General features: G+C 54.8%; 21 protein-coding genes. 9 read left to right on the top strand and 12 right to left on the bottom strand.

Annotated features, from left to right (window positions below; translation table 11 throughout):
• The first annotated feature begins 100 nt into the window (after positions 1 to 100).
• The 4 genes from ACFOWX_RS05835 (at position 101) to ACFOWX_RS05820 (ending at position 3,989) form a co-directional block, all read left to right on the top strand.
• Positions 101 to 1,213, top strand: coding sequence for a DUF3089 domain-containing protein (locus ACFOWX_RS05835; protein ID WP_381422207.1), 1,113 nt, complete (start codon positions 101 to 103; stop codon positions 1,211 to 1,213).
• On the top strand, positions 1,210 to 1,671 hold the full coding sequence (gene ruvX, locus ACFOWX_RS05830) for a Holliday junction resolvase RuvX (protein ID WP_381422206.1): 462 nt from the start codon (positions 1,210 to 1,212) through the stop codon (positions 1,669 to 1,671). The genes ACFOWX_RS05835 and ruvX overlap by 4 nt, the downstream gene beginning before the upstream one ends.
• A gap of 111 nt (positions 1,672 to 1,782) precedes the next feature.
• Positions 1,783 to 2,778: an aspartate carbamoyltransferase catalytic subunit gene (locus ACFOWX_RS05825; RefSeq protein WP_381422204.1), complete on the top strand. Its 996-nt coding sequence runs from the start codon at positions 1,783 to 1,785 to the stop codon at positions 2,776 to 2,778.
• Positions 2,775 to 3,989, top strand: a complete 1,215-nt coding sequence (locus ACFOWX_RS05820) for a dihydroorotase (protein WP_381422202.1) — start codon at positions 2,775 to 2,777, stop codon at positions 3,987 to 3,989. The genes ACFOWX_RS05825 and ACFOWX_RS05820 overlap by 4 nt, the downstream gene beginning before the upstream one ends.
• A gap of 34 nt (positions 3,990 to 4,023) precedes the next feature.
• On the opposite strand, the gene ACFOWX_RS05815 is transcribed toward ACFOWX_RS05820, so the two are convergent.
• The 3 genes from ACFOWX_RS05815 to ACFOWX_RS05805 are packed head-to-tail and all read right to left on the bottom strand — an operon-like array spanning position 4,024 to position 6,852.
• Positions 4,024 to 5,370, bottom strand: a complete 1,347-nt coding sequence (locus ACFOWX_RS05815; protein WP_381422200.1) for an SPOR domain-containing protein — start codon at positions 5,368 to 5,370, stop codon at positions 4,024 to 4,026.
• Between the two features lie 34 nt (positions 5,371 to 5,404).
• The gene (locus tag ACFOWX_RS05810; protein ID WP_381422198.1) at positions 5,405 to 6,115 is read right to left on the bottom strand and encodes a hypothetical protein; all 711 of its coding nucleotides are present in this window, start codon (positions 6,113 to 6,115) and stop codon (positions 5,405 to 5,407) included.
• Between the two features lie 14 nt (positions 6,116 to 6,129).
• Complete coding sequence (locus ACFOWX_RS05805) at positions 6,130 to 6,852, bottom strand: AAA family ATPase (RefSeq protein ID WP_381422196.1); 723 nt, start codon at positions 6,850 to 6,852, stop codon at positions 6,130 to 6,132.
• A gap of 242 nt (positions 6,853 to 7,094) precedes the next feature.
• On the opposite strand from ACFOWX_RS05805, the gene ACFOWX_RS05800 reads away from it, so the two are divergent.
• Positions 7,095 to 8,153, top strand: a complete 1,059-nt coding sequence (locus ACFOWX_RS05800) for an SPOR domain-containing protein (RefSeq protein WP_381422194.1) — start codon at positions 7,095 to 7,097, stop codon at positions 8,151 to 8,153.
• A 31-nt stretch (positions 8,154 to 8,184) separates the two neighbouring features.
• Here the strand turns inward: ACFOWX_RS05800 and ACFOWX_RS05795 are convergent, their stop codons facing one another.
• Positions 8,185 to 8,715, bottom strand: coding sequence for a hypothetical protein (locus ACFOWX_RS05795; RefSeq protein WP_381422192.1), 531 nt, complete (start codon positions 8,713 to 8,715; stop codon positions 8,185 to 8,187).
• On the bottom strand, positions 8,712 to 9,071 hold the full coding sequence (hisI, locus tag ACFOWX_RS05790) for a phosphoribosyl-AMP cyclohydrolase (RefSeq protein WP_381422190.1): 360 nt from the start codon (positions 9,069 to 9,071) through the stop codon (positions 8,712 to 8,714). Before hisI ends, ACFOWX_RS05795 begins: the two co-directional genes overlap by 4 nt.
• Positions 9,072 to 9,213: 142 nt before the next feature.
• Between hisI and purF the strand changes: the two genes are divergently transcribed.
• Together purF and ACFOWX_RS05780 are read left to right on the top strand one after the other, a co-directional pair.
• The gene (gene purF, locus ACFOWX_RS05785; protein WP_381422189.1) at positions 9,214 to 10,689 is read left to right on the top strand and encodes an amidophosphoribosyltransferase; all 1,476 of its coding nucleotides are present in this window, start codon (positions 9,214 to 9,216) and stop codon (positions 10,687 to 10,689) included.
• Positions 10,689 to 11,390, top strand: coding sequence for an SDR family NAD(P)-dependent oxidoreductase (locus ACFOWX_RS05780; RefSeq protein ID WP_381422187.1), 702 nt, complete (start codon positions 10,689 to 10,691; stop codon positions 11,388 to 11,390). Before purF ends, ACFOWX_RS05780 begins: the two co-directional genes overlap by 1 nt.
• 2 nt (positions 11,391 to 11,392) lie before the next feature.
• Here ACFOWX_RS05780 and ACFOWX_RS05775 read toward each other — a convergent pair whose 3' ends face one another.
• The 5 genes from ACFOWX_RS05775 to ACFOWX_RS05755 form a co-directional block, all read right to left on the bottom strand.
• Positions 11,393 to 12,787 (bottom strand): cryptochrome/photolyase family protein, encoded by a 1,395-nt coding sequence (locus ACFOWX_RS05775; RefSeq protein WP_381422185.1) that lies wholly within the window; start codon positions 12,785 to 12,787, stop codon positions 11,393 to 11,395.
• Positions 12,788 to 12,855: 68 nt separating this feature from the next.
• Positions 12,856 to 13,824 (bottom strand): metal-dependent hydrolase, encoded by a 969-nt coding sequence (locus tag ACFOWX_RS05770; RefSeq protein ID WP_381422183.1) that lies wholly within the window; start codon positions 13,822 to 13,824, stop codon positions 12,856 to 12,858.
• Between the two features lie 27 nt (positions 13,825 to 13,851).
• Complete coding sequence (locus ACFOWX_RS05765) at positions 13,852 to 14,262, bottom strand: GxxExxY protein (protein ID WP_381422181.1); 411 nt, start codon at positions 14,260 to 14,262, stop codon at positions 13,852 to 13,854.
• A gap of 27 nt (positions 14,263 to 14,289) precedes the next feature.
• On the bottom strand, positions 14,290 to 15,321 hold the full coding sequence (locus tag ACFOWX_RS05760; protein WP_381422179.1) for a 2-oxoacid:ferredoxin oxidoreductase subunit beta: 1,032 nt from the start codon (positions 15,319 to 15,321) through the stop codon (positions 14,290 to 14,292).
• The gene (locus ACFOWX_RS05755) at positions 15,318 to 17,189 is read right to left on the bottom strand and encodes a 2-oxoacid:acceptor oxidoreductase subunit alpha (protein WP_381422177.1); all 1,872 of its coding nucleotides are present in this window, start codon (positions 17,187 to 17,189) and stop codon (positions 15,318 to 15,320) included. Before ACFOWX_RS05755 ends, ACFOWX_RS05760 begins: the two co-directional genes overlap by 4 nt.
• Positions 17,190 to 17,390: 201 nt before the next feature.
• Between ACFOWX_RS05755 and ACFOWX_RS05750 the strand changes: the two genes are divergently transcribed.
• Together ACFOWX_RS05750 and ACFOWX_RS05745 are read left to right on the top strand one after the other, a co-directional pair.
• Complete coding sequence (locus ACFOWX_RS05750; protein WP_381422175.1) at positions 17,391 to 18,338, top strand: alpha/beta hydrolase; 948 nt, start codon at positions 17,391 to 17,393, stop codon at positions 18,336 to 18,338.
• Between the two features lie 2 nt (positions 18,339 to 18,340).
• Positions 18,341 to 18,820 (top strand): RNA pyrophosphohydrolase, encoded by a 480-nt coding sequence (locus tag ACFOWX_RS05745; RefSeq protein WP_381422173.1) that lies wholly within the window; start codon positions 18,341 to 18,343, stop codon positions 18,818 to 18,820.
• A 28-nt stretch (positions 18,821 to 18,848) separates the two neighbouring features.
• Here the strand turns inward: ACFOWX_RS05745 and ACFOWX_RS05740 are convergent, their stop codons facing one another.
• Both ACFOWX_RS05740 and ACFOWX_RS05735 read right to left on the bottom strand, forming a co-directional pair.
• On the bottom strand, positions 18,849 to 19,415 hold the full coding sequence (locus ACFOWX_RS05740; protein ID WP_381422171.1) for a tetratricopeptide repeat protein: 567 nt from the start codon (positions 19,413 to 19,415) through the stop codon (positions 18,849 to 18,851).
• Positions 19,412 to 20,593, bottom strand: a complete 1,182-nt coding sequence (locus ACFOWX_RS05735; protein WP_381422169.1) for an RsmB/NOP family class I SAM-dependent RNA methyltransferase — start codon at positions 20,591 to 20,593, stop codon at positions 19,412 to 19,414. The genes ACFOWX_RS05740 and ACFOWX_RS05735 overlap by 4 nt, the downstream gene beginning before the upstream one ends.
• Positions 20,594 to 20,596: the final 3 nt, after the last annotated feature.

The following is a 20,596-nucleotide window of genomic DNA, read 5'->3' as shown; positions in this document are numbered from 1 at the left end:
GCGGCAAATTTCGGCTTTTGCTCAGCGCAGGTTCAATTTGCTGGTGCAATAATGACGTTATCGGCTATCTGGCCGTAATTTGACAAAGGCAGGATATATTTTGGTTCGTAAATTTCTCTATTTTTTTACCGCGCTGGTGGTGCTGGTCATCGCCGGAGGATTCGCGCTCAACATCTATCAGGATGAATTGACCGAAATCGCATTTGTGCCGACGGCAGAATATAAACCGCAGGAAGCTCTCAAAACGAATATTTATGACGATCCGGCAATGTGGTTTTCCGGTCCGGTCAAATCCGCAGACAATCCAACACGCTTCAAACCAACAGGTGCGCCGGTTGACGAAACCGATGGCCCTGCGGCAGTGTTCTTCGTTCACCCCACCTCCTTTATTTCGCGAGATAGCTGGAATATGCAGCTAGGCGATTTGGAAACCGACACGCGCACACGGATATTCCTGCGCGGCCTTGCCTCACCTTTTGCCAGTGCCGGACAGATATGGGCTCCCAAATATCGGCAAGCGACAGTGGGTGCATTTCTGACGGAAAAACCCGAAGGCAAAGAAGCGCTTGATGGCGCTTACCGTGACGTCCTGCTCGCTTTTGATAGTTTCTTGGAGAGCCAACAGGACGACCGGCCGATCATTTTGGCTGGCCATAGCCAAGGTGCGCGTCACCTCCTCTATCTGTTGCAACAGCGGGTGGCTGGCAAACCCCTCGCAAAGCGTATCGTAGCGGCATATATCATTGGTTGGCCCATATCTGTGGAACATGACCTACCGCAAACCGGCCTACCGCTTTGCACACAGCCAAACGACACCGGCTGCATAATCACCTATCAAAGCTTCTCCGAACCTGCCGATTATGGCCGCGTTTTAAAAGCCTATGGCGTTTTGACGGGGCTAGATGGTCAGTCACGCGCTGACAGCCAGATTGCCTGCACAAACCCCCTCACCGGCGGCATTAACGAGCCCGCTGGGATGGAAGCGAATTTGGGTACATTGAAACCCAACGAAGACATGACAGCCGGAGAATTGGTTGAAAAAGCGGTGCCTGCGCGCTGCGACGAAAACGGATTTCTGCTGATCGGCGATCCACCCAAAATCGGCAATTATGTTTTTCCGGGCGGCAATTATCATGTCTATGATATCCCACTTTTTTGGGCCAATTTGCGTTTTGATTCATTGTGGCGTTTGCGCGAATATCTGAAAAAATGATCCTGACCGATAAAAATGCCTTTGCCGAATGCTTGCCCGGCGGCGGCGTGCTGATCGGGCTGGACCTAGGGACGAAAACAATTGGCACTGCCTTTTGCGATGCAAGATGGACCTTTGCTTCGCCCGCCGACCTTATCCGGCGCAGCAAATTTATGAAGGATAAGGCCGCTCTATCCGCCGCGATAGCAAGCCGACCGGTTCAGGGCATTGTCATCGGGCTTCCGCTCAACCTGGACGGCAGCGAAAGCCCGCGCAGTCAATCAACCCGGGCTTTTGCCAAAAACATAATCGACTTTGAACTACCGATATTATTGTGGGACGAACGCTGGTCAACGCAGGCCGTGGAACGCGCCATGATCGCCGCCGATATGACCCGTTCCAAAAGAGCAGAACGGATCGACAGCGCCGCTGCGGCCTTCATCTTACAAGGCGCAATCGACGCTTTAGTGAGGGATTGAGGCACGCACAATCCTCACTGCTTTGATCGGCGGAAGCAAACTGTGCCAAGAAGAGGAGCCAATATATCTCGCTTGATAAATGGACGGCTTGCCTCTAATGGCATCGCTTTAATGACACCGACATCAAAACCTGCCGCTGACCGTTTTCCCTCTGGATCAGCCGCTTTTCCGCATCGGCATTTGCTGGGCATTACTGGCCTGCAAAATCACGAGATTTTATATATATTGGATCAGGCCGAAACCTGGGTTGCGCTGAACCGGTCGGGTGCGGCAAAACATGATGACCGGCTGGCCGGCCTTACCATGATCAACGCTTTTTTTGAAAATAGCACGCGGACGCTGCTGTCCTTTGAAATTGCCGGCAAGCGGCTTGGCGCGGATGTGGTCAATATGCACGCGTCACAATCAAGCATCAAAAAAGGTGAAACGCTTATAGATACGGCGATGACCCTGAACGCCATGCGCGCCGACGCTATCGTCATTCGCCATGCCAGTTCTGGCGCAGTTCAGTTAATATCGGACAAAGTGGATTGCCCGGTCCTGAATGCAGGGGACGGCACGCATGAACATCCAACACAGGCGCTGCTTGATGCGCTGACCATCCAAAGGCGCAAGGGAGAGATTGCAGGATTGACGATCACCATTTGCGGCGATGTTCTGCATAGCAGGGTTGCGCGGTCAAATATCATCTGCCTGACCACATTGGGCGCGCGGGTCCGTGTTGTTTCTCCGCCAGCCCTCATGCCCGCCGGGATTGAAGATTTTGGTGTCACGGCCTTTCACGATTTTGATGCAGCCTTGGACGGCAGTGATGTCGTTATGATGCTGCGCCTTCAAAATGAGAGGATGCAGGGCGACTTCATCCCCTCGCCGCGCGAATATTTCCACCTATACGGCCTCGATGAACGGCGGTTGGCGCTGGCGAAGCCCGACGCTCTCGTGATGCATCCGGGACCGATGAACCGCGGCGTCGAAATCGCCAGCAGCGTTGCTGACCTCGCTGGGCGGTCCGCAATTACCGAACAAGTGGAAATGGGGGTTGCTGTACGCATGGCCTGCCTCGACATATTGACGCGAAAAGCACGCGCGGTGGAGGGATGGGCATGACCATATCCATCATCAATGGACATATATTACGATCGGGCGCGAGCGATGCAGAGATGGGCAGCGTCCATATAGAGGGCGGCCATATAAGCGAAACCGCACTATCATCAGCCGGCCAGACTATCAATGCACAAGGCATGTTGGTCGCGCCCGGCATTATCGATTTGGGTGTGTTCGCCACAGACAAGCCTGCTTTCCGGTTTGGAGGCATAACGCGTGCGGCTTTAATGCCCGATCAATCGCCTGTGCATGATGACCCGGCCACCATCCGCTTTGCCGCGCTGAAAGGAAAGCCGGATTTTTGGGTGCATCCATTGGCAGCAGCTACGCAGGCATTAAACGGCCAGCATATGGCCGAGATAGCGTTGATGAAAGAGGCGGGCGCACTCGGCGTTGCCACGGGGCGACACTGGATCGGCGATAGCGGCGTCATGCTGCGTATCATGCAATATTGCGCCGCATTGGATTTACCGGTTTTTGTTCATAGCGAAGATCGCGGTATTACCGGCGATGCAGTCGCAACATCGGGACCGACCGCAACTTTATTGGGCCTTCCAGCTGCGCCCGCAATGGCGGAAGCCGCTGCCATCGCCCGCGACCTGTTGCTGACCGAATATAGCGGCGCCCGTGTTCATTTCCGCCAAGTGACCACTGCAATAGGATTGGATTTGATCCGGCGGGCGAAGCAAGACGGCCTGCGGGTAACCTGCGGCATTACGCCTGCTCACTTGTTTCTTTCGGACAATGCGGTGTCTGATTTCCGGACCTTTGCCCGGTTATCGCCGCCGCTGCGCAGCGAAGAGGACCGGCAGGCCTGTCTGGCGGCCATCGCGGATGGAACGATCGATGTTATAGCATCGGGGCATAATCCCCGCGGCCCCGAGGATAAGCGGCTTCCGTTCAGCGAAGCGGCCCCCGGCATGGCGGGCGCGGAGACATTACTCGCTCTAACGCTCAATCTTGTGCGGGATGGCCATATCGATATCGGCCATTTATTTCGTTTAGTATCAGCGAACCCGGCCCAAATATTAGGGCTGAATGCAGGATCGATCGAGGCTGGAAAAGAAGCGGACCTAATATTGGTCGATGTGGACGCCCCCTGGCAAGTCGACAGCGCGAAAATGGCCGCTGTTGCTGGCAATACGCCTTTTGACAAATTGCCAGTTCAGGGTTTGGTTCGCAAAATGATGAAGGGCGGCAAGGTCATAGACTGACCCGCCGCCCCTCAACCAATATTAGAAGGACTGATTAGCGCGAAGCCAACCGAACAGGAGCGTTTCCGCCGATACTGCGCACAATGCAGCTTCCGCCTGCCGCTTTAATGCTGCTACATACCGAATTGGCCGCTTGTTCATTGCCAAAGCCCATTGCCGCCAAACGGATCAGGGTTTTGCCATTGACCTTCACGGTCGAACTGGCCGAGCTAAATCCGGTCAACACCGCATGACGGTTGGTCAATTTTTCCCAAGCGCGTTTCGCATTCTCGGTTGTCGAAAAAGCGCCGAGCTGCACCAGATGTGTGCCGCCGGCCGCACGGGCAGCTGGCGCTTTTGGTGCCACATTTGCCACTGCCAGTTTCGCAGGGGCTTTTTCTGTTTTTACGGGCTGCGCGGCAGCTGCTTTGGATGGGCCCGCTGGCGCCTTGATCAGCGGAACAGCTTCCGATGCCGGAACGTCAACCTGCTTAATCGGCATAGCTGCCATTGTTACGTTATTTTCGGCCGGCGCATCAAATCCCTTTACCATCGAAACCGGAGCGGGGCCGATAGCGGCCAATTCTTCGCTCGCTTCTTCCGTGAGCGACTGCGGCCCAGCAACGGGAGTTGCCGCCGCCAATGTGGCTGGAACATTCGCCAATGCCAATCGAACGGGTTGTCCCGCATCCGATTGAGGGGTGACTTTCAACAGCCCGGCAATGCGGGTTTCATACGCACCGGGGCGAGCATATTGTGCCCATTCGGTGATACGTTCATTGACACGGTCTTGCGGCATATCCTGCACCGCCATGACCCGGGCTTCGCGCCAGCGGCCGCTTAAAGCATAAGACAGAGCAAGATTTTGGCGCGTGCGAGCCGTTGCGTTATCTTGGCGAATGGCATCGCTCAATATTTCGACAGCACGGTCGCTTTGCCCAGCAAGCGCTAAGGTCAGGCCGTAATCGCTGGCAGGGATAATCGAACGATTGGCTTCCACAATTGCGATGGCCGATTCTACTTTACCCTGAGCAATGCGGCTCAGAGCAATGCTAATCACGGTGCGCGGATCAACCTGACCTAAATCGACAAGATCCATATAGGTACGCTCAGCTGAGCGGAAACGACCCTGCGCCATATAGATTCGAGCGAGCAGCGCGCGATAATCGCGGTTCATCATATCCGCTTCGACCGCAAGTTCGCTATACATTAGCGCCTTTTCATGCTGCCCCTTGGCAAAGCTTTTTTCAGCTTTGCGTGCCCATTTATGCGCTTTTTTGGCGCTGGCATCCGCAGGCGATGCCTTCATCGTGCTGCTGATCCCCAGGGTTGTGCAGCCTATGCTTGGCACCGCAACAAATGCGGTCGTCAAAGCCAGCTTCATGATAAATTTGCTGTTCATGGCATCACCTCAAAAAAGTGTTTCGCTTCAATATTCATTTCGATGGAACCCGGGCAGCGAGCTGTCCGATTTCCGGCATATTTTCCAAAAAGGCATCCAACGCATCTGTCACCAGCATTTGCGCTGACCGGTTGCTCACCGCACAGGCAAGGCGCAGCTTCAAATGGCGATCCTTGTCGAGCCGCAACGTGAAAGCTGCCTTGCCTTTCGATCCTGGAGCCGCCCGTTTGCGCGATTTTACCGCCGGCTTGGCTGCTACATTCGCGGCGGCAGGCGTGATGCTTGGCGCTGCGGAAGGCATGGAAACAACGGGAGTTACCGAAGGTGCTAATTCGGCGTGCGAGGCAGTTTCGGATGGCTTGCGCGACAATATCTGATCGGCAGACCGTTCCTCTGCATTTTCGGTTTCGGCGGCCGCTGTATCACCGGGGAGGCTGTCAAAGCCGACCTCGGCTTGTTCCTGCAAGCGGCGTGCGATCATTTCTTGTTGCTGACGCACTTCTGGTTTCGCCTCGGGCACCGCATTTGCAAGCGGGTTGCGGGCCTGATGATGCTCATGGTCCATCGGTGTCGTAGGATCGGGATCGACATCATAACCCATGTCGTTCCAGCCCAGATCATCTTGATTGACCGCAGCATTGCCATCATTTTCAAGTGTTGTGGGACGCCGCATGGCTGGGCGAGCCGCGCCCTTGCGAGCGAGCAGCAGACCGGACAGCGATGCCAATGGTTTAGGTTCCCCCATTTTTCACGCCCCCCTTATTGTCCAATGACCCTGCGGCCAAAACCACCCATTGGGCGAGCAGTTGGCTGCGGATTCGAAGCTGCAGATGCAGGTGCGCTAAACACCGTGCGGCGAAAATTCTTTTCAAGCCGGTCAGAAATATAGTCCCATAGCTGCTGCACTTCTTGTGCAGACCGACCATTGGGATCAACCTCCATCACCGTGCGGCCGTCGATCATCGATGCGGCAAAATCCGTACGGTGATGCAATGTAATTGGTGCAACGGTGCCATGTTGTGACAAAGCAACGGCGGCCTCTGAAGTAATCTTTGCTTTCGGCGTCGCTGCATTGACGACGAAGATCAGCGGTTTACCTGCCCGTTCGCACAGATCGACGGTCGCTCCCACGGCGCGAAGGTCATGCGGGCTGGGCCGTGTCGGTACAACGATCAACTCCGCAACCGAAATAACGCTCTGGATAGCCATGGTGATCGCAGGCGGCGTATCAATGACCGCTAGCTTGAACCCTTGCTGACGCAATACCGCCAAATCCGAAGCGAGCCGCGCAACGGTGGTTTGCGCAAATGCGGGCAGTTCCGCTTCACGTTCATTCCACCAATCGGCCGTTGACCCTTGCGGATCGATATCAATCAGCACAACCGGGCCTGCACCCGCCAGCTGAGCCTGAACCGCCAAATGACCTGATAGGGTAGTTTTCCCCGACCCGCCTTTTTGTGATGCCAATGCGAGAACCCGCACATCAATCCCCTTTGCTAAAAGTTTCAACAACGGAAATGACAGGACAGGGCTAATATCTGGTTAACGCCGTCAATAAAAATCGCATGACGTCATTTCCGCTTGGCACCAGTTCATCTTGTTTATGCTATCGGTACATCCTGACTTTTGGCATTTTGCTATTGGTTAAGCCTTTAATCGCATCCGTTTACCAATTATCAGGGGTCGGCAGGCTATAGGCGGAAAAAATATCTATCGGAGTATATATGATGTCGTCGAAAACCGTTGGTAAACCCCTTGGCGCGAAAATCGGCCTTGCCGCTCTTGCGTTTGCTGTTGCGGGCACTCCTGCGCTTGCTGATGTAAAGGCTGGCGTAGATGCTTGGACGCAGGGCGATTATAACGGCGCAGTCAAAGAATGGCGCGAACCAGCATTAAAAGGCGACGCCGATGCGCAATTTAATTTGGGCCAGGCCTATAAAATGGGACGGGGCGTTCCGACCGATCTGAACATTGCATTGGATTGGTATCGCAAAGCCGCAACGCAGGGTCATTTGCAAGCTTCAGACAGCTATGGCCATCTTCTCCACTATCAAGGTAAAATCGCAGAGTCGCTCCCTTATCTGCAAGCTTCCGCCGCCAGAGGCGAACCGCGTGCGCAATATCTACTTGGAACAGAGTTATTCAATGGCGTGCATATACAAAAAGACTGGGTCCGCGCTTATGCTCTTATGACCCGCGCCTCTTCGGCCGGCATGGCTCCTGCGTCGCGGAGTTTGGCGCAAATGGATCAATATATCCCGCTGCCCGACCGCCAGAAGGGCACAGTGCTGGCGGGCGAGCTAGAACGCCAAGCAGGTAAAATCCGTGCACAACAAACCGCTGGATTCCCAATTAACACCGCGCCAGTTCCTCCAACCGGACGCCCTGTGGATGTTCCGCCGTCGGTTGCTTCACCCAGCAGCGAACCCGGGTTTCCCAGCAGCATCCCTGCAGCTCCGTCAACGGGCCCTGTGACCTCTGCGCCAGTGGCAGCAGCTGGCGTGAAAAAAGTGCCTGTGGCCGCCCCTGCCCCAACTCCGGTAGCGGCATCAGGGGCATGGCGGATACAATTAGGAGCATTCAGCAAGGAAAGCAGTGCAACCGGTCTTTGGACATCGCTTGAATCGCGTGTCAGCGATCTGGCTTCGCTGCAACCTTATCTGAAAGCAGCCGGCTCTGTCACGCGATTGCAAGCTGGTCCGTTTGCGACCCGCGGTGCCGCTGATGCCATGTGCGAGAAGGTGAAAGCGGCTGGACAAGCCTGTATTGCGGTCAAAAATTGAACAAGGCATGTGATTAGGACGAATGCCAACCCTAATCACACAGCCTTTCTATATCGCGGCCCAATGCGCGCCGGGCACCGTCATCGCCCTCTTCCACCATGAAATAGCTCGTGCCCGAGAGGCTTGCGCGGCTTGTGCAATAAGATTCGCATTCCTCGCCAACGCCTCCTGGAAAGCGCAGCTCAACGCCATCATATTCGGCATCAAAGCTGCAGTTGCCTTTTCCGGCTAAGGTGATCTGCACCTTTTCGCCTTCAATTTTTGCGCTACCCTGCCCTTCGCATTTGCTTTCCGGACCAAAGACCGCAAGCACTCCGATTTTGTAAGTGCCGCTGCCATTATCAACCGCACAAAATTTGTCGGTGCCCAGTTCGCTGCGGGTTTCAAACCTTCCCGCAAACACCAAATTGTTGAGGTCGGGCAATATGCCCCGCTCAATTGCTCTTTCATCCAACGCATCGCCAACGTCGGTTGCCGTCATATGGTCGCCCCCTGCGCCTTCGCTATCCTTGCTGCAAGATGACAATGTCAGAAGTAGCAGGCCTAGGCTGGCGAATCTCATACCGGCTCCAACCCTTCGGGCGTCACCCGCCTGTAAAAACAGCTCCGCACCCCTGTATGGCAGGTGGGGCCATCGGCTTTTGCTTTCACCCAAAGCGCATCTTGATCGCAATCAATCAACATTTCGCGCAGATGCAGGAAATTGCCGCTGGTTTCACCTTTTTTCCATAGCGCCTGCCTGCTCCGCGAATAAAAATGCACGATCCCGGTTTGACGGCTAAGCTCCAGCGCCTCGGCATTCATATGGCCCAGCATCAATACGGTCCCATCATCGGCATCGGTGACAATGGCCGTTATCAGGCCCCTGTCATCAAATTTGGGATTTAATGCAGTGCCTGTTTCACGATCTTTATCCATATAATTTGCCTAAACCAGACCGGATGAAAGCGCAATTGTTCAACAATGCTGCAGCTATAAGTGACAAATTTATTTCAGGGGGCAGACATATGGATATAGCTTGCCTATATGCGGTGCATCCTTGGCGCAGGCGGATTCGGACATGAATATGCACAGGTTCACAACCAACCCTTTTGATGATGACAAATTGCGTGAGGAGTGCGGAATTTTCGGCACTTGCGATACCGTGGATGCAGCGGCAATGGTCGCGCTTGGCCTCCACGCCTTGCAACATCGCGGGCAGGAAGCCGCCGGGATTACCAGTTTTGACGGCCATGAATTCTATACGCACCGCGCGATGGGCCATGTTGCCGGTAATTTTGACCGCGAAGACGTCATGCGCGGCTTGCTTGGCAAAAGCGCTATTGGCCATGTCCGTTATTCAACAACCGGCGAAACATCGCTGCGCAATGTGCAACCCCTGTTTGCTGATCTCGCATCGGGCGGTTTTGCGGTCGCGCATAATGGAAATATCTCCAACGCCATCACCCTGCGGCAGGAACTGGTCCGCCGGGGGTCCATATTCCAGTCAACGTCGGATACAGAGGTCATCATCCATCTGGTCGCGACTTCGGGCTACCGTACCCTGCTTGACCGTTTAATCGACGCCTTGAAGCGGGTTGAGGGTGCCTATTCGCTGCTGTGCCTGACGCCAGAGGGGATGATCGCCTGCCGCGACCCCTTGGGCATTCGTCCGCTCGTTATGGGCAAATTGGATGACACGATCATCTTTGCGTCGGAAACCGTGGCTTTTGACATTGTCGGTGCGGAATTCATCCGTTCGGTTGAACCCGGCGAGTTAATTGTCGTGCGGGACGGGCAAATTACCTCGCATAAACCGTTTATCGGACTGAATCCCCGGCCCTGCATTTTTGAGCATGTCTATTTTTCCCGTCCCGATTCGATCGTTGACGGCAACAGCGTTTATTCGGTGCGTAAAGCCATTGGCGCTGAACTGGCCCGCGAAAATGGCGTTGATGTCGATTATGTCATCCCGGTTCCAGACAGCGGCACCCCCGCCGCAATTGGATATGCGGAAGCCGCGAAAGTGCCGTTTGAACTCGGCATCATCCGGTCGCATTATGTAGGCCGCACCTTCATTCAACCGGGCGACGGTGTCCGTCATTTGGGTGTGAAGTTGAAACATAATGCCAACAGAAATTTGGTGGCGGGCAAAAAGATAGTCCTGATCGACGATAGTATCGTGCGGGGCACTACATCGCTTAAAATCGTGCAAATGATGCGCGAAGCAGGCGCGAAAGAAGTGCATATGCGTATCGCCAGCCCGCCGACAGCAAATAGCTGTTTTTATGGCGTCGATACGCCCGAACGATCAAAATTGCTGGCGAGCCGGATGGACATTGAACAAATGCGAGAATTTATTCAAGCCGACAGCCTAGCCTTCCTCTCTATCGACGGGCTGTACCGCGCATTGGGTGAGGCGCGACGTAATGACGGGCAACCGCAATATTGCGACGCGTGCTTTACTGGAGAATATCCCACCACATTGACCGATCATGACGGCGTTGGTCAGTCAGACCAGCTATTCCTACTGAGCGAGCGGAAGAAAGCGGTTTAATGGGCGTATTCGATGGCAAATTAGCGCTGGTCACCGGCGCAAGCCGCGGCATCGGCGCGGCAACGGCAACCGCATTGGCCGCGCGGGGCGCTCATGTCATCCTGACCGCCCGCAATGCGAAAGACCTGGAAAAAGTCGAAGATGCGATTTTCGAGTCTGGCGGATCGGCGACTATTGCACCGCTGGATATAACCGACGGCGAAAGCATCGCCCGCCTCGCGACCGCCGTGAAAGAACGCTGGGGCAAGCTGGACATTTTGATATTGAACGCAGCAATGCTCGGTTCATTGACGCCGGTACCGGCCATCGACGGAACCGAATTTGGCAAGGTCATCACACTGAACCTGATCGCGCAGCAGGCGATGATCGCCCATTTCGATGCTCTGTTACGGGCATCGGATGCCGGTCGCTTGCTCGCGCTGACGTCCAGCGTCGGTTCAAAACCTCGCGCCTATTGGGGGGCCTATGGCGCGTCCAAGGCGGCACTGGAATCCTTGGTGCTCAGCTATGGGGAAGAGTGCGAAAATATCTCTCCGCTGCGCACGGCGATTATCGATCCCGGCAAAACCCGTACCGAAATGCGCGCAAAGGCTTATCCGGGGGAGGATCCAGCAACGGTTAAACAGCCGTCAGTGGTGGCCGATGCAATCGCGCAGATGTTGGAACAGGATTTTGAAAGCGGACACCGCTTGAAGCTTTAGGATTACCCTTTGATTTCCTTATATGCGGCCAGCGCCCTTTCGCGTCCCTGTTTATGGCCGACTATTTTAGCCGGGTAACCGTTTGGTTTGCGGCCAAATTCTTCGGGATCATGGATATAAGGGTCATCTAAATCCGCCAATTCCGGCACCCACTTCCGGATATAGTCCCCCGCATCGAATTTCTCGCTCTGGGACAGCGGCGCCATGATGCGCACGAACATATTGCTGTCAATGCCTGTCCCCGAAACCCACTGCCAATTGACCGAGTTGCTGGCATAATCGGCATCGCACAGCGTATCCCAAAACCATTCCTCGCCCTTGCGCCAATCAATGAGCAAATGTTTGATAAGGAAACTCGCCGCAATCATCCGCACGCGGTTATGCATCCATCCGGTCGCCCACAATTCACGCATTCCGGCATCAACAATGGGGTATCCGGTTTGACCCTTTGTCCAGCGGTCAAAATCGTACCGCACCTCGCTTGACCGAAAATCGCGCCAAGGAAAATCATCAAATTTATCGCGCGCATTTTTGCCACCATATTCGGGATATTGTAGGATGACATTTTGCGCATAATCACGCCAGACCAGCTCTTTTAAGTACGTCGTCACGTCCCTGCCCCGTCCGGTCATCCGGTGCCAGACATAGGCGGGGCTCACCTCTCCAAAATGCAAATGCGGACTTAGCCGGGATACAAGTTCTCTGGATGGCAAGTTGCGCCCTTCATCATATTGTGTGGCTTTATCGACAAAGGCGTCAACACGGCCTCGCGCACCAACCTCGCCCGGCGTCCATTCCTGCTCCATTACGCCCGCCCAATTGGGTTTCGTAGGCAGCAAACCCCAATCATCCAGATTATGGCTGACCGGCCATTCGTCCGGCGCGGGGATTTTTTGCGGAACCGGCGCGGGTTCGTGCGGCGGCATTTGCGCGCTCAGTGCCTTCCAAAATGGCGTATAGATCTTATAGGGGTCGCCGCTGCCGGTCGTTATACTTCCCGGCCGCTTCAGATAATTGCCATCATGGCGGACAAGTTCCACATCATTCCCAAGTAATACGGTCAGCTCCTTCTCTGCGTTGCGCCACCAAGGTTCATAATGGCGTATGCAATGGACAGCGGAGGCGCCCGCCTTATGGGCGATATCGGCCACGATATTGGCCGCATTTCCGCTCCGCAAAATCAGGCGGCTGCCCTTTTCCCGCAACCGTGCATCGAGCGCCTTTAAGCTGTGATGCAGCCACCAGCGCGATGCTCCGCCCATTTTGCGATGCTTTGGCGTTTCATCATCAAGGACATAGACAGGGATAACGGGTCCAGCCTGCACGGCAGCCATCAACGCAGGCTGATCCGAAAGCCTTAAATCACGGCGCAGCCAGAGGATTTGTATTTTAGTCATAATCAATATCGCTAATTCAGCCGAAGCATAAACGGGATACGGTGTTAACGCTCAACTAGGGGCAAGACCTATTCATCTGGCACTAACGTGGTTGCCGTGAACCGGTCTTCAGCAAGCGGATTGGAAAAACGCTGATCCCGCATCACAACCTCGGTGTTTTTTCCTTTAGGTAGCACGCGGGCATAGGGCATCCGGGACCAGAATAAATAGGCCCGCATATCTTCATCCAACTTCGCCGCATGTTTGGCCATGTCATTGGGATAGTTGATATAATCAACCTTCCTGTTGATCCTGAAATCAGTCAACAGGCTATAGTCTTCTTGCCCAAAATTGATCCGGTCCCGCCATAATATTTCCCGTTGCCAAAAGGCAATCGGAACCGGGTTAGCGACTACGAGCAATGCAGGGCGCTTAGCGGATGTATAGTCACTTGCCTGAAGCCGCTCATAGGCTACCGCCTCGGCATGGCCGGTGATCAAACCATTGGCAAAGATATAGGCACATATCGCGGTAAAGCTGATCCAAGCGGGGCGCTGCCATTTGCCATATCCTTTGCGTTCGCGGCGCAGCGAGAACCAAACTCCTGCGATCAGCGCCGCCCAAATCCAAATATCAATGATGAAAATTGTATCGCCATAAAACCACTGACTGCTAAACGGTTCCAGGAAGCGGATACCATAGCTATTGAGCCAATCGAGTGCCGGATGGCTGAGCGTGCCGATATAAGCCAGCGCGAGCAGCCAACCCTTATGCAGCGGCAACCGTTTTTCAGGACGTTTGCCGCGCCGTGTCTGCCACCGGTCGAACCAAACCATGATCGCCCACAACAGCAACGGTAGGATCAGCATCGCAATCGGTCCGTGCGTTATCCCGCGCCTTAACGCCAGATGCTGATGCCCACCAAGCAGCACCGCCACCGCATCAATATCTGGAATATTCGCCGCGATGATCAGCGTGGGCATGGCCAGCCCGGTCTTCCGCTTAAGCCCCATTTGACCCAGCACGGCCCCGGCGAGGGAGTGGGTAAGGTTATCCATAATATGGTTCACACGAAGACACGAAGATCACAGCTTAAACCTCTCTGAATAATATTCATTTGCGACACGCTTTAGGCCATCTTTGAAAGTGGACTGACCAAAATTCATCAGCAAACCCAAAGGCATTTTACTCAACCGAAGATATGTCAGCAATTGCTTGCCATGAACCGGTGCAAGACGCTCAATAGACTTTAGCTCAACGATCAAACATTCATCGACCAATAGGTCGATCTTAAATGCGTTGTCTACAACAACACCCCGATAATTCATGCTAATCGGCACTTGCCTTTTCACGATATGACCAACTTGAGTCAAAGCGGCATCCATCAAAGCCTCATACGCAGACTCAAGCAAACCAGGCCCGATATCTCTATGAATATGAAATACGCAGTCAATTACGCTAGCGGTCATGGCCTCTAGCTGATCAAAGCGCGACATCTTCGTGTCTTCGTGTGAACAAAAATCCTATAAGTCAGGCCCATCTTCTGTCACGGTCCATGTCTGGCCCTTGCTGAGCAATTTGCCCAGATCCGCGCTCTTACCTTCGCTGGCGGATTTATTCTGTGCGACGACCGCTTCTTCAAATGTAGGTTTGGGATCATCATACAAAACACCCAGCGCCATTGGGAATTCGCCAAAGGGCATTTCGACAAGCATATGGGCGACGCTGCGGTTCTTCGCGTCATGGACAATCACCCCCGCCGCTTCCCAATCGCCTTCTACCACATCGACAACCTTTAGCGCCAAGGCATCGCGGTCGAGCCCGATGCCTTTTGTATCACCCGCGAACAGCATGGGCTTGCCGTCCTCTAACCACAGCTGACGATCTTCCGCGCCTTTGGGGGCGGCAAAGTCCTCGAACACGTCTTTATTATAGACGATACAATTCTGAAAAATCTCAATAAAAGCTGCGCCCTGATGCGCATGGGCGGCTTTCAACACATCGGGCAAATTTTTCGACACGTCAAAACCGCGCCCGACAAAACGCGCGCCCGAACCCAGCGCAAAGGCGGCGGGGCGTGCGGGGTGGTCCACGCTGCCGTAAGGCGTCGATGGCGAAGTCGTCCCCTCACGCGATGTCGGCGAATATTGCCCTTTGGTCAGGCCGTAGATCTCATTGTTAAACAGCATGATCTGACAATTGAGGTTCCGGCGCAGCAGGTGCATCGTATGGTTGCCGCCGATCGACAGCCCATCGCCGTCGCCGGTGACCAGCCAGACGTCTAGCTCTGGGTTAGCCAGCTTGAGCCCCGTTGCAAAGGCAGGCGCGCGGCCGTGGATCGTGTGGAATCCATAGGTTTCCATATAATAGGGAAAGCGAGAGGAACAGCCGATGCCGCTGATAAACACGGTCTTCGCCGGGTCCGCACCCAGCTGCGGCATCGTGCGCTGCACAGCTTTCAAGATCGCATAATCCCCACATCCGGGGCACCAGCGCACCTCCTGATCGGTTTCCCAGTCTTTAAGGGTCGTCGTTACGGGTGTTATCTGATTCATTTCAAAGCCTCCTCAATCGCGGCTTCCATCTCGGCGATGGTAAAGGGTTGCCCGGACACTTTATTTACGGGTTTGGCATCAACAAGGAACTGATCGCGCAGCAATGTTTTCAGCTGTCCGGTGTTCATCTCTGGCACGATGATGCGGTCGAAACTGCGCAGTAAATCACCCAGATTGGCGGGTGTCGGCCAGATATGGCGGATATGAACATGCGCGACGTCGAGCCCCTTACGCTGCGCCCGCTTCACCGCCTGATGGATGGGCCCAAAGGTGCTGCCCCAGCCCACGACGGCGAGCTTCGCGCCCGCCTGCCCCAGACATACCTCCTGATCGGGAATGTTGCCTGCAACGCCGTCTACCTTGGCTTTGCGAATATCGGTCATCGCCTGATGGTTTTCGGGTGCATAGTTGATATGCCCTGTGCCCTCGGCCTTCTCAATACCGCCAATGCGGTGCATCAGCCCGGGCGTGCCGGGTTTGACCCATGGCCGCGCGAGCTTTTCATCACGGGCATAGGGCATGAAGCCGCCTTCGGGCGCGGTATCCATAAACTCGACCGGAAAAGGTTCATAGCCATCAAGATCAGGCACTTTCCATGGCTCGGCGGCATTGGCAATATAGCCGTCTGTCAGCAGCATAACCGGCGTCATATATTGCGTCGCAATCCGCACCGCCTCAATCGCGCAGTCAAATGCATCAACCGGGCTGCGGCAAGCGATGACGGGCATCGGAGCATCACCATTGCGGCCATAGACGGCCTGATACAGGTCCGACTGTTCGGTTTTGGTGGGAAGGCCGGTCGATGGCCCGCCGCGCTGCGAATTGACGATCACGAGCGGCAGCTCGGTCATAATCGCAAGGCCCATCGCCTCACCTTTTAGGGCAATGCCCGGGCCGGACGAACTGGTGACGCCCAATTGCCCGGCATAGCTGGCCCCAATTGCGGCGCAAATGGCCGCGATTTCGTCCTCCGCCTGAAATGTGGTGATACCATATTCCTTGAGCCGCGACAGATGGTGCAAAATCGCCGAAGCAGGCGTGATCGGATAGCCGCCGAAAAACATCTGCAATCCGGCAAGCTGCGCACCCGCCACAAGGCCAAGCGAAATGGACTCGGCGCCGGTGACGGTGCGATACAGGCCAGCTTCTGCAGGCGCAGGATCAACATGATATTGCTTCAATGGCCCCGAAAGTTCTGCCGTTTCGCCATAAGCATGGCCCGCATTCAGTGCGGCGATATTAGCCGCGGCAATGTCGGGTTTCTTCGCAAATTTGGCGTTGAGCCAATCAATCAGCGGCTGCCGGTCGCGGTCAAACATCCATAGCGCAAGGCCCAGCGTCCACATGTTTTTACAGCGCAGCGCGTCTTTGTTGCCGAGGCCGAAATCCTTGACCGCCTCAATCGTCAGCGCGCTGATGTCAAAGGCAAGCAATTGCCATTTGGCAAGGCTGCCGTCCTCTAGCGGGTTGGTCTCATATTTGGCCTTATCGAGGTTACGCTTTGAAAACTCACCCGAATCCGCGATGATAAGCCCGCCTTCCCGCAAAGCAGGAACATTGGTTTTGAGCGCAGCGGGGTTCATTGCGACCAGCACATCTGGCTGATCGCCCGCGGTATCAATCGCCTCGCTGCCGAAATTAATTTGGAAAGCCGACACACCAAACAGCGTCCCTTGCGGCGCGCGGATTTCTGCCGGAAAATCCGGGAAGGTCGCAAAATCATTGCCTGCCAGTGCCGATGACAGCGTAAACTGCCCTCCGGTTAACTGCATCCCGTCACCGCTATCGCCGGCGAAGCGGACGACGACGGCATCGGATTGTTGTGTTTTTGGGGTCTCGGGCGCTTCTTCTTTTAACGCAGTGGCCATTTAGGGAACCTGTTTCCTGTTTCTATCAATATCCAAAAGCCTAGGCCGTTTCTGGCACAAGCGCAATTTAGAAAAATGTGTGTCTGACAAAGCAAAACTGATGTGAAAAATTTAGTGCGGGTTTTTCCCTAATGGCGTTAAGGCTGTCATGACCATACCAAAAATGATAAGCCGAATAACGGAATTGAGGGAGATTTAGCGATGGGTGATCACGGCGAAAGAGATGATGTTGCGGCTTTTTTGAAATTTCTGAATGCGCTGCCCGGGCCGCGCACCCATGAAGTTCCGCCAGCAGAAGCACGAACAATGATGGCAGCGATGCGCGACGTGGCCGATGCGCCGGTTGGCGAATTGGCAGTAAACCGCATCATCGAAATACCGGGCCCCGCTGGCCCAATGAAAGCGCAGATTTTCGATATAATGGAAAACCGAGGACCAGGGCCAGTGATGGTTTTTTACCATGGTGGCGGCTTTGTCATTGGCGACTTGTTTGTGTATGAGCCTTATTGTGCGGAGGCCGCGCGGCAACTCCAACTGCCGGTGATATCAATCGACTATCGCCTCGCCCCTGAACATCCTTTTCCCGCCGCCACCGATGATTGCGAGGCGGCGACGCGCTGGATTGCGGAAAGCCCGCCGGAACTGGGTTTTCAGGTGACGGGCTTAATTACGTCAGGCGATAGTGCGGGCGGCAATTTGACCATCGTAACCACTATGGCCCTGCGCGATAAACCGGCGGCGGTTCCGGTAATATTGCAGCATCCGATTTATCCCGTCGTATCCGACCATGGCGATTGGCAAAGCGTGCGCGATTATTCCGAAGGTCATTTGCTGACCAAAGATATGATGGATTGGTTCACTCGCCAATATGCAGCGGACATGACCGACTATCGCGGCGCGCCATTGTTATTTGACCAAAGCGGAATGCCGCCCAGCGTTGTGACCACCGCCAGCCTCGATCCGCTTCGTGATCAGGGTTTGGCCTATGTCGAGGCGCTCAAAAACGCGGGTGTCAAGGTGCAGCATGTTAGCGCCGATGGCAATATTCACGGCCATATCAACCTGCGTAAGGGCATCCCGTCATCGCAGGCTGACATTGACAATTATATGCAGGCGGTAAAGGCGATGCTGTCAGAGGTTACGGCTTAGTTATGGCGGACTTTGACTCATTACCCTACCGGCCATGCGCGGGCATCATGCTGGCGAATGAAAATGGTCAGATTTTTGTCGGCCGGCGCATTGACAATCCGGGCAGCGAAGCATGGCAAATGCCGCAAGGCGGAATTGACGACGGCGAAACAGCAGATGACGCAGCTATCCGCGAATTACAGGAGGAAACCGGAATTGCGCCCGCATTGGTCGACGTGATCGCGCGAACCAAAGAGGAATATTATTACGACCTTCCCCCTGAATTGATCGGCAAATTATGGCAGGGCCGCTGGCGGGGGCAAAGACAATATTGGTTCCTGATGCGGTTTCGCGGTAATGACGCCGACATAAATATTAAAACCCGCCATCCCGAATTTTCTGCTTGGAAATGGAGCGAGCCTGATATGGTCCCCAAGTTGATTGTCCCATTCAAACGTCATTTATATGAACGGGTTATCGCGGAATTTTTGGACCTTATCTAGGTCAGAAGGAAGTGTCCTGACCCTCGGCTCAATTATCCGCTTTTTCTGGTTCTTCCGCGACGGGTTTAATGTCGACTGCGCTAGCTTGCATAACTGGTTTTTTGCCAGCTTTATCTATTGCAACCGCCAATTTGTCGACAGCAGTGCAGTTGGTCTGGCACAGCAATTTTAACCGAGCGAGATTATTTTTGGCTTGATCAACCGCCCCCTTGGCCAACATGGTTTCGGCTTGTTCAGTGAGCGCAATCTGATCATTAGGTTCAATTTCAAGCACTTCTTTATAAAATCTAATCGCTTTTCCATTCAGACCTTTTGATCGAACAACCCGCGCCATTTCCAGATAGGCTCCGCGATTTCGCGGATCGACGGCCAGCGCGCTTTCATACCAGCTAACGGCCTCCTCCAGCTCATTGGCCTTTACGGCAGCATTGCCCTGCTCCATCAAAGAAATGGATATGGGATTTATGTCATCGTCGGCTTTTTTGCCAATACCCGCGCTCGACAGCATGGCGAGGCATAGCGACAAAGCGATTGCAGCAGGCGAAAAGCGCATGATTTTTTCCCAAATGGTTTCTCTATCGGATTTTGCTATCATAGCTTTTGCAGCCTTGCCATGAAAAACCCGTCCGACCCATCATGAAATGGGGTCAGGATGATGCCCTCGCCCGACGCCCTGCCCGCTCTTATCGCGGGGTCTTGCGCTTTCCAACCCGGGTTGGCCGATAAAAACTGCGCGATTTGACCGGCGCCCTCAACCTCCAACAAGGAACAAACCGCATAGACCAAATGACCAGCGGGGCGAACCATTTTGGCGGCATATTCCATAATTCTCGCCTGTTCCGCCACGACAGCACCCAGCCGTGATTCATTCAACCGCCAGCGGGTTTCGGGGTTGCGCCGCCAAGTGCCGCTGCCCGAACAAGGCGCGTCGATCAGGACCACATCGCACTGACCGGTATAGTCGGACAGCATGGCCGCCTCTTGCTTTGGATTAAGCAACCGCGTTTCGACATTGCCTGCACCTGCACGCTGTGCCCTTGGTCCAAGCTGCGCCAAACGGTCGCGGTTTATATCGGCGGCGATCAACGTCCCTTTACCGCCCATATGCGCCGCCAGCGCCAATGTTTTACCTCCGGCCCCTGCGCATAGGTCCAATATTGTCATACCGCTTTCGGCGCGGCAGGCGGCCGCGATCAGCTGGCTACCGACATCCTGAATATCCACATGGCCGTCTGTCATCAACGCATGTTTCTCAATCGGAAAACCTGTGGGCAAGCGGAGCGCATCGTCACACAGCGCCAACCGCTGCGCCTCCGGTAACGCGGTCATCACGATGTCCACACTGGCCTGTAACCGGTTGACCCTCAGGTCCAGCGGCGCACGGCCAAGGAGCGCTGTTATTTCTGCTTCGTCCAACAGCTCAGGCAGATAGCTTTTGATCCAATCCGGAATCACGCCGCCTACCGCGCGAGGCTCATCGGCGGTTAACACTGCCGGACCATAATCGCTGCCATCGAACAAAGCCGCCAATTCGGCATCCGCATCCGCCATGGCAGCAAAGGCAGAACGCGCTGTGGCAGGGCGTTCACCAAAGCGCCGGATCGCCGACCAGGTCAAATCACGGATCGCCCGGCGGTCTTTTGATCCCGCATAGCGCCGTGCCCGAAAAAAAGCCGAAGCCAACATATCAGCTGATGCACCGCCGTCCCTTGCTGCGGCGATGATTTCGTCGAGCAATGTGATGGCAGCTTGCAATCGGGCGGCGGGCCTCATGTG

Origin of the sequence: Sphingorhabdus arenilitoris (assembly GCF_042651485.1) — a bacterium.
Lineage (GTDB): Bacteria > Pseudomonadota > Alphaproteobacteria > Sphingomonadales > Sphingomonadaceae > Sphingorhabdus_B > Sphingorhabdus_B arenilitoris.
This window is presented reverse-complemented; position numbering and strand designations above follow the sequence as displayed.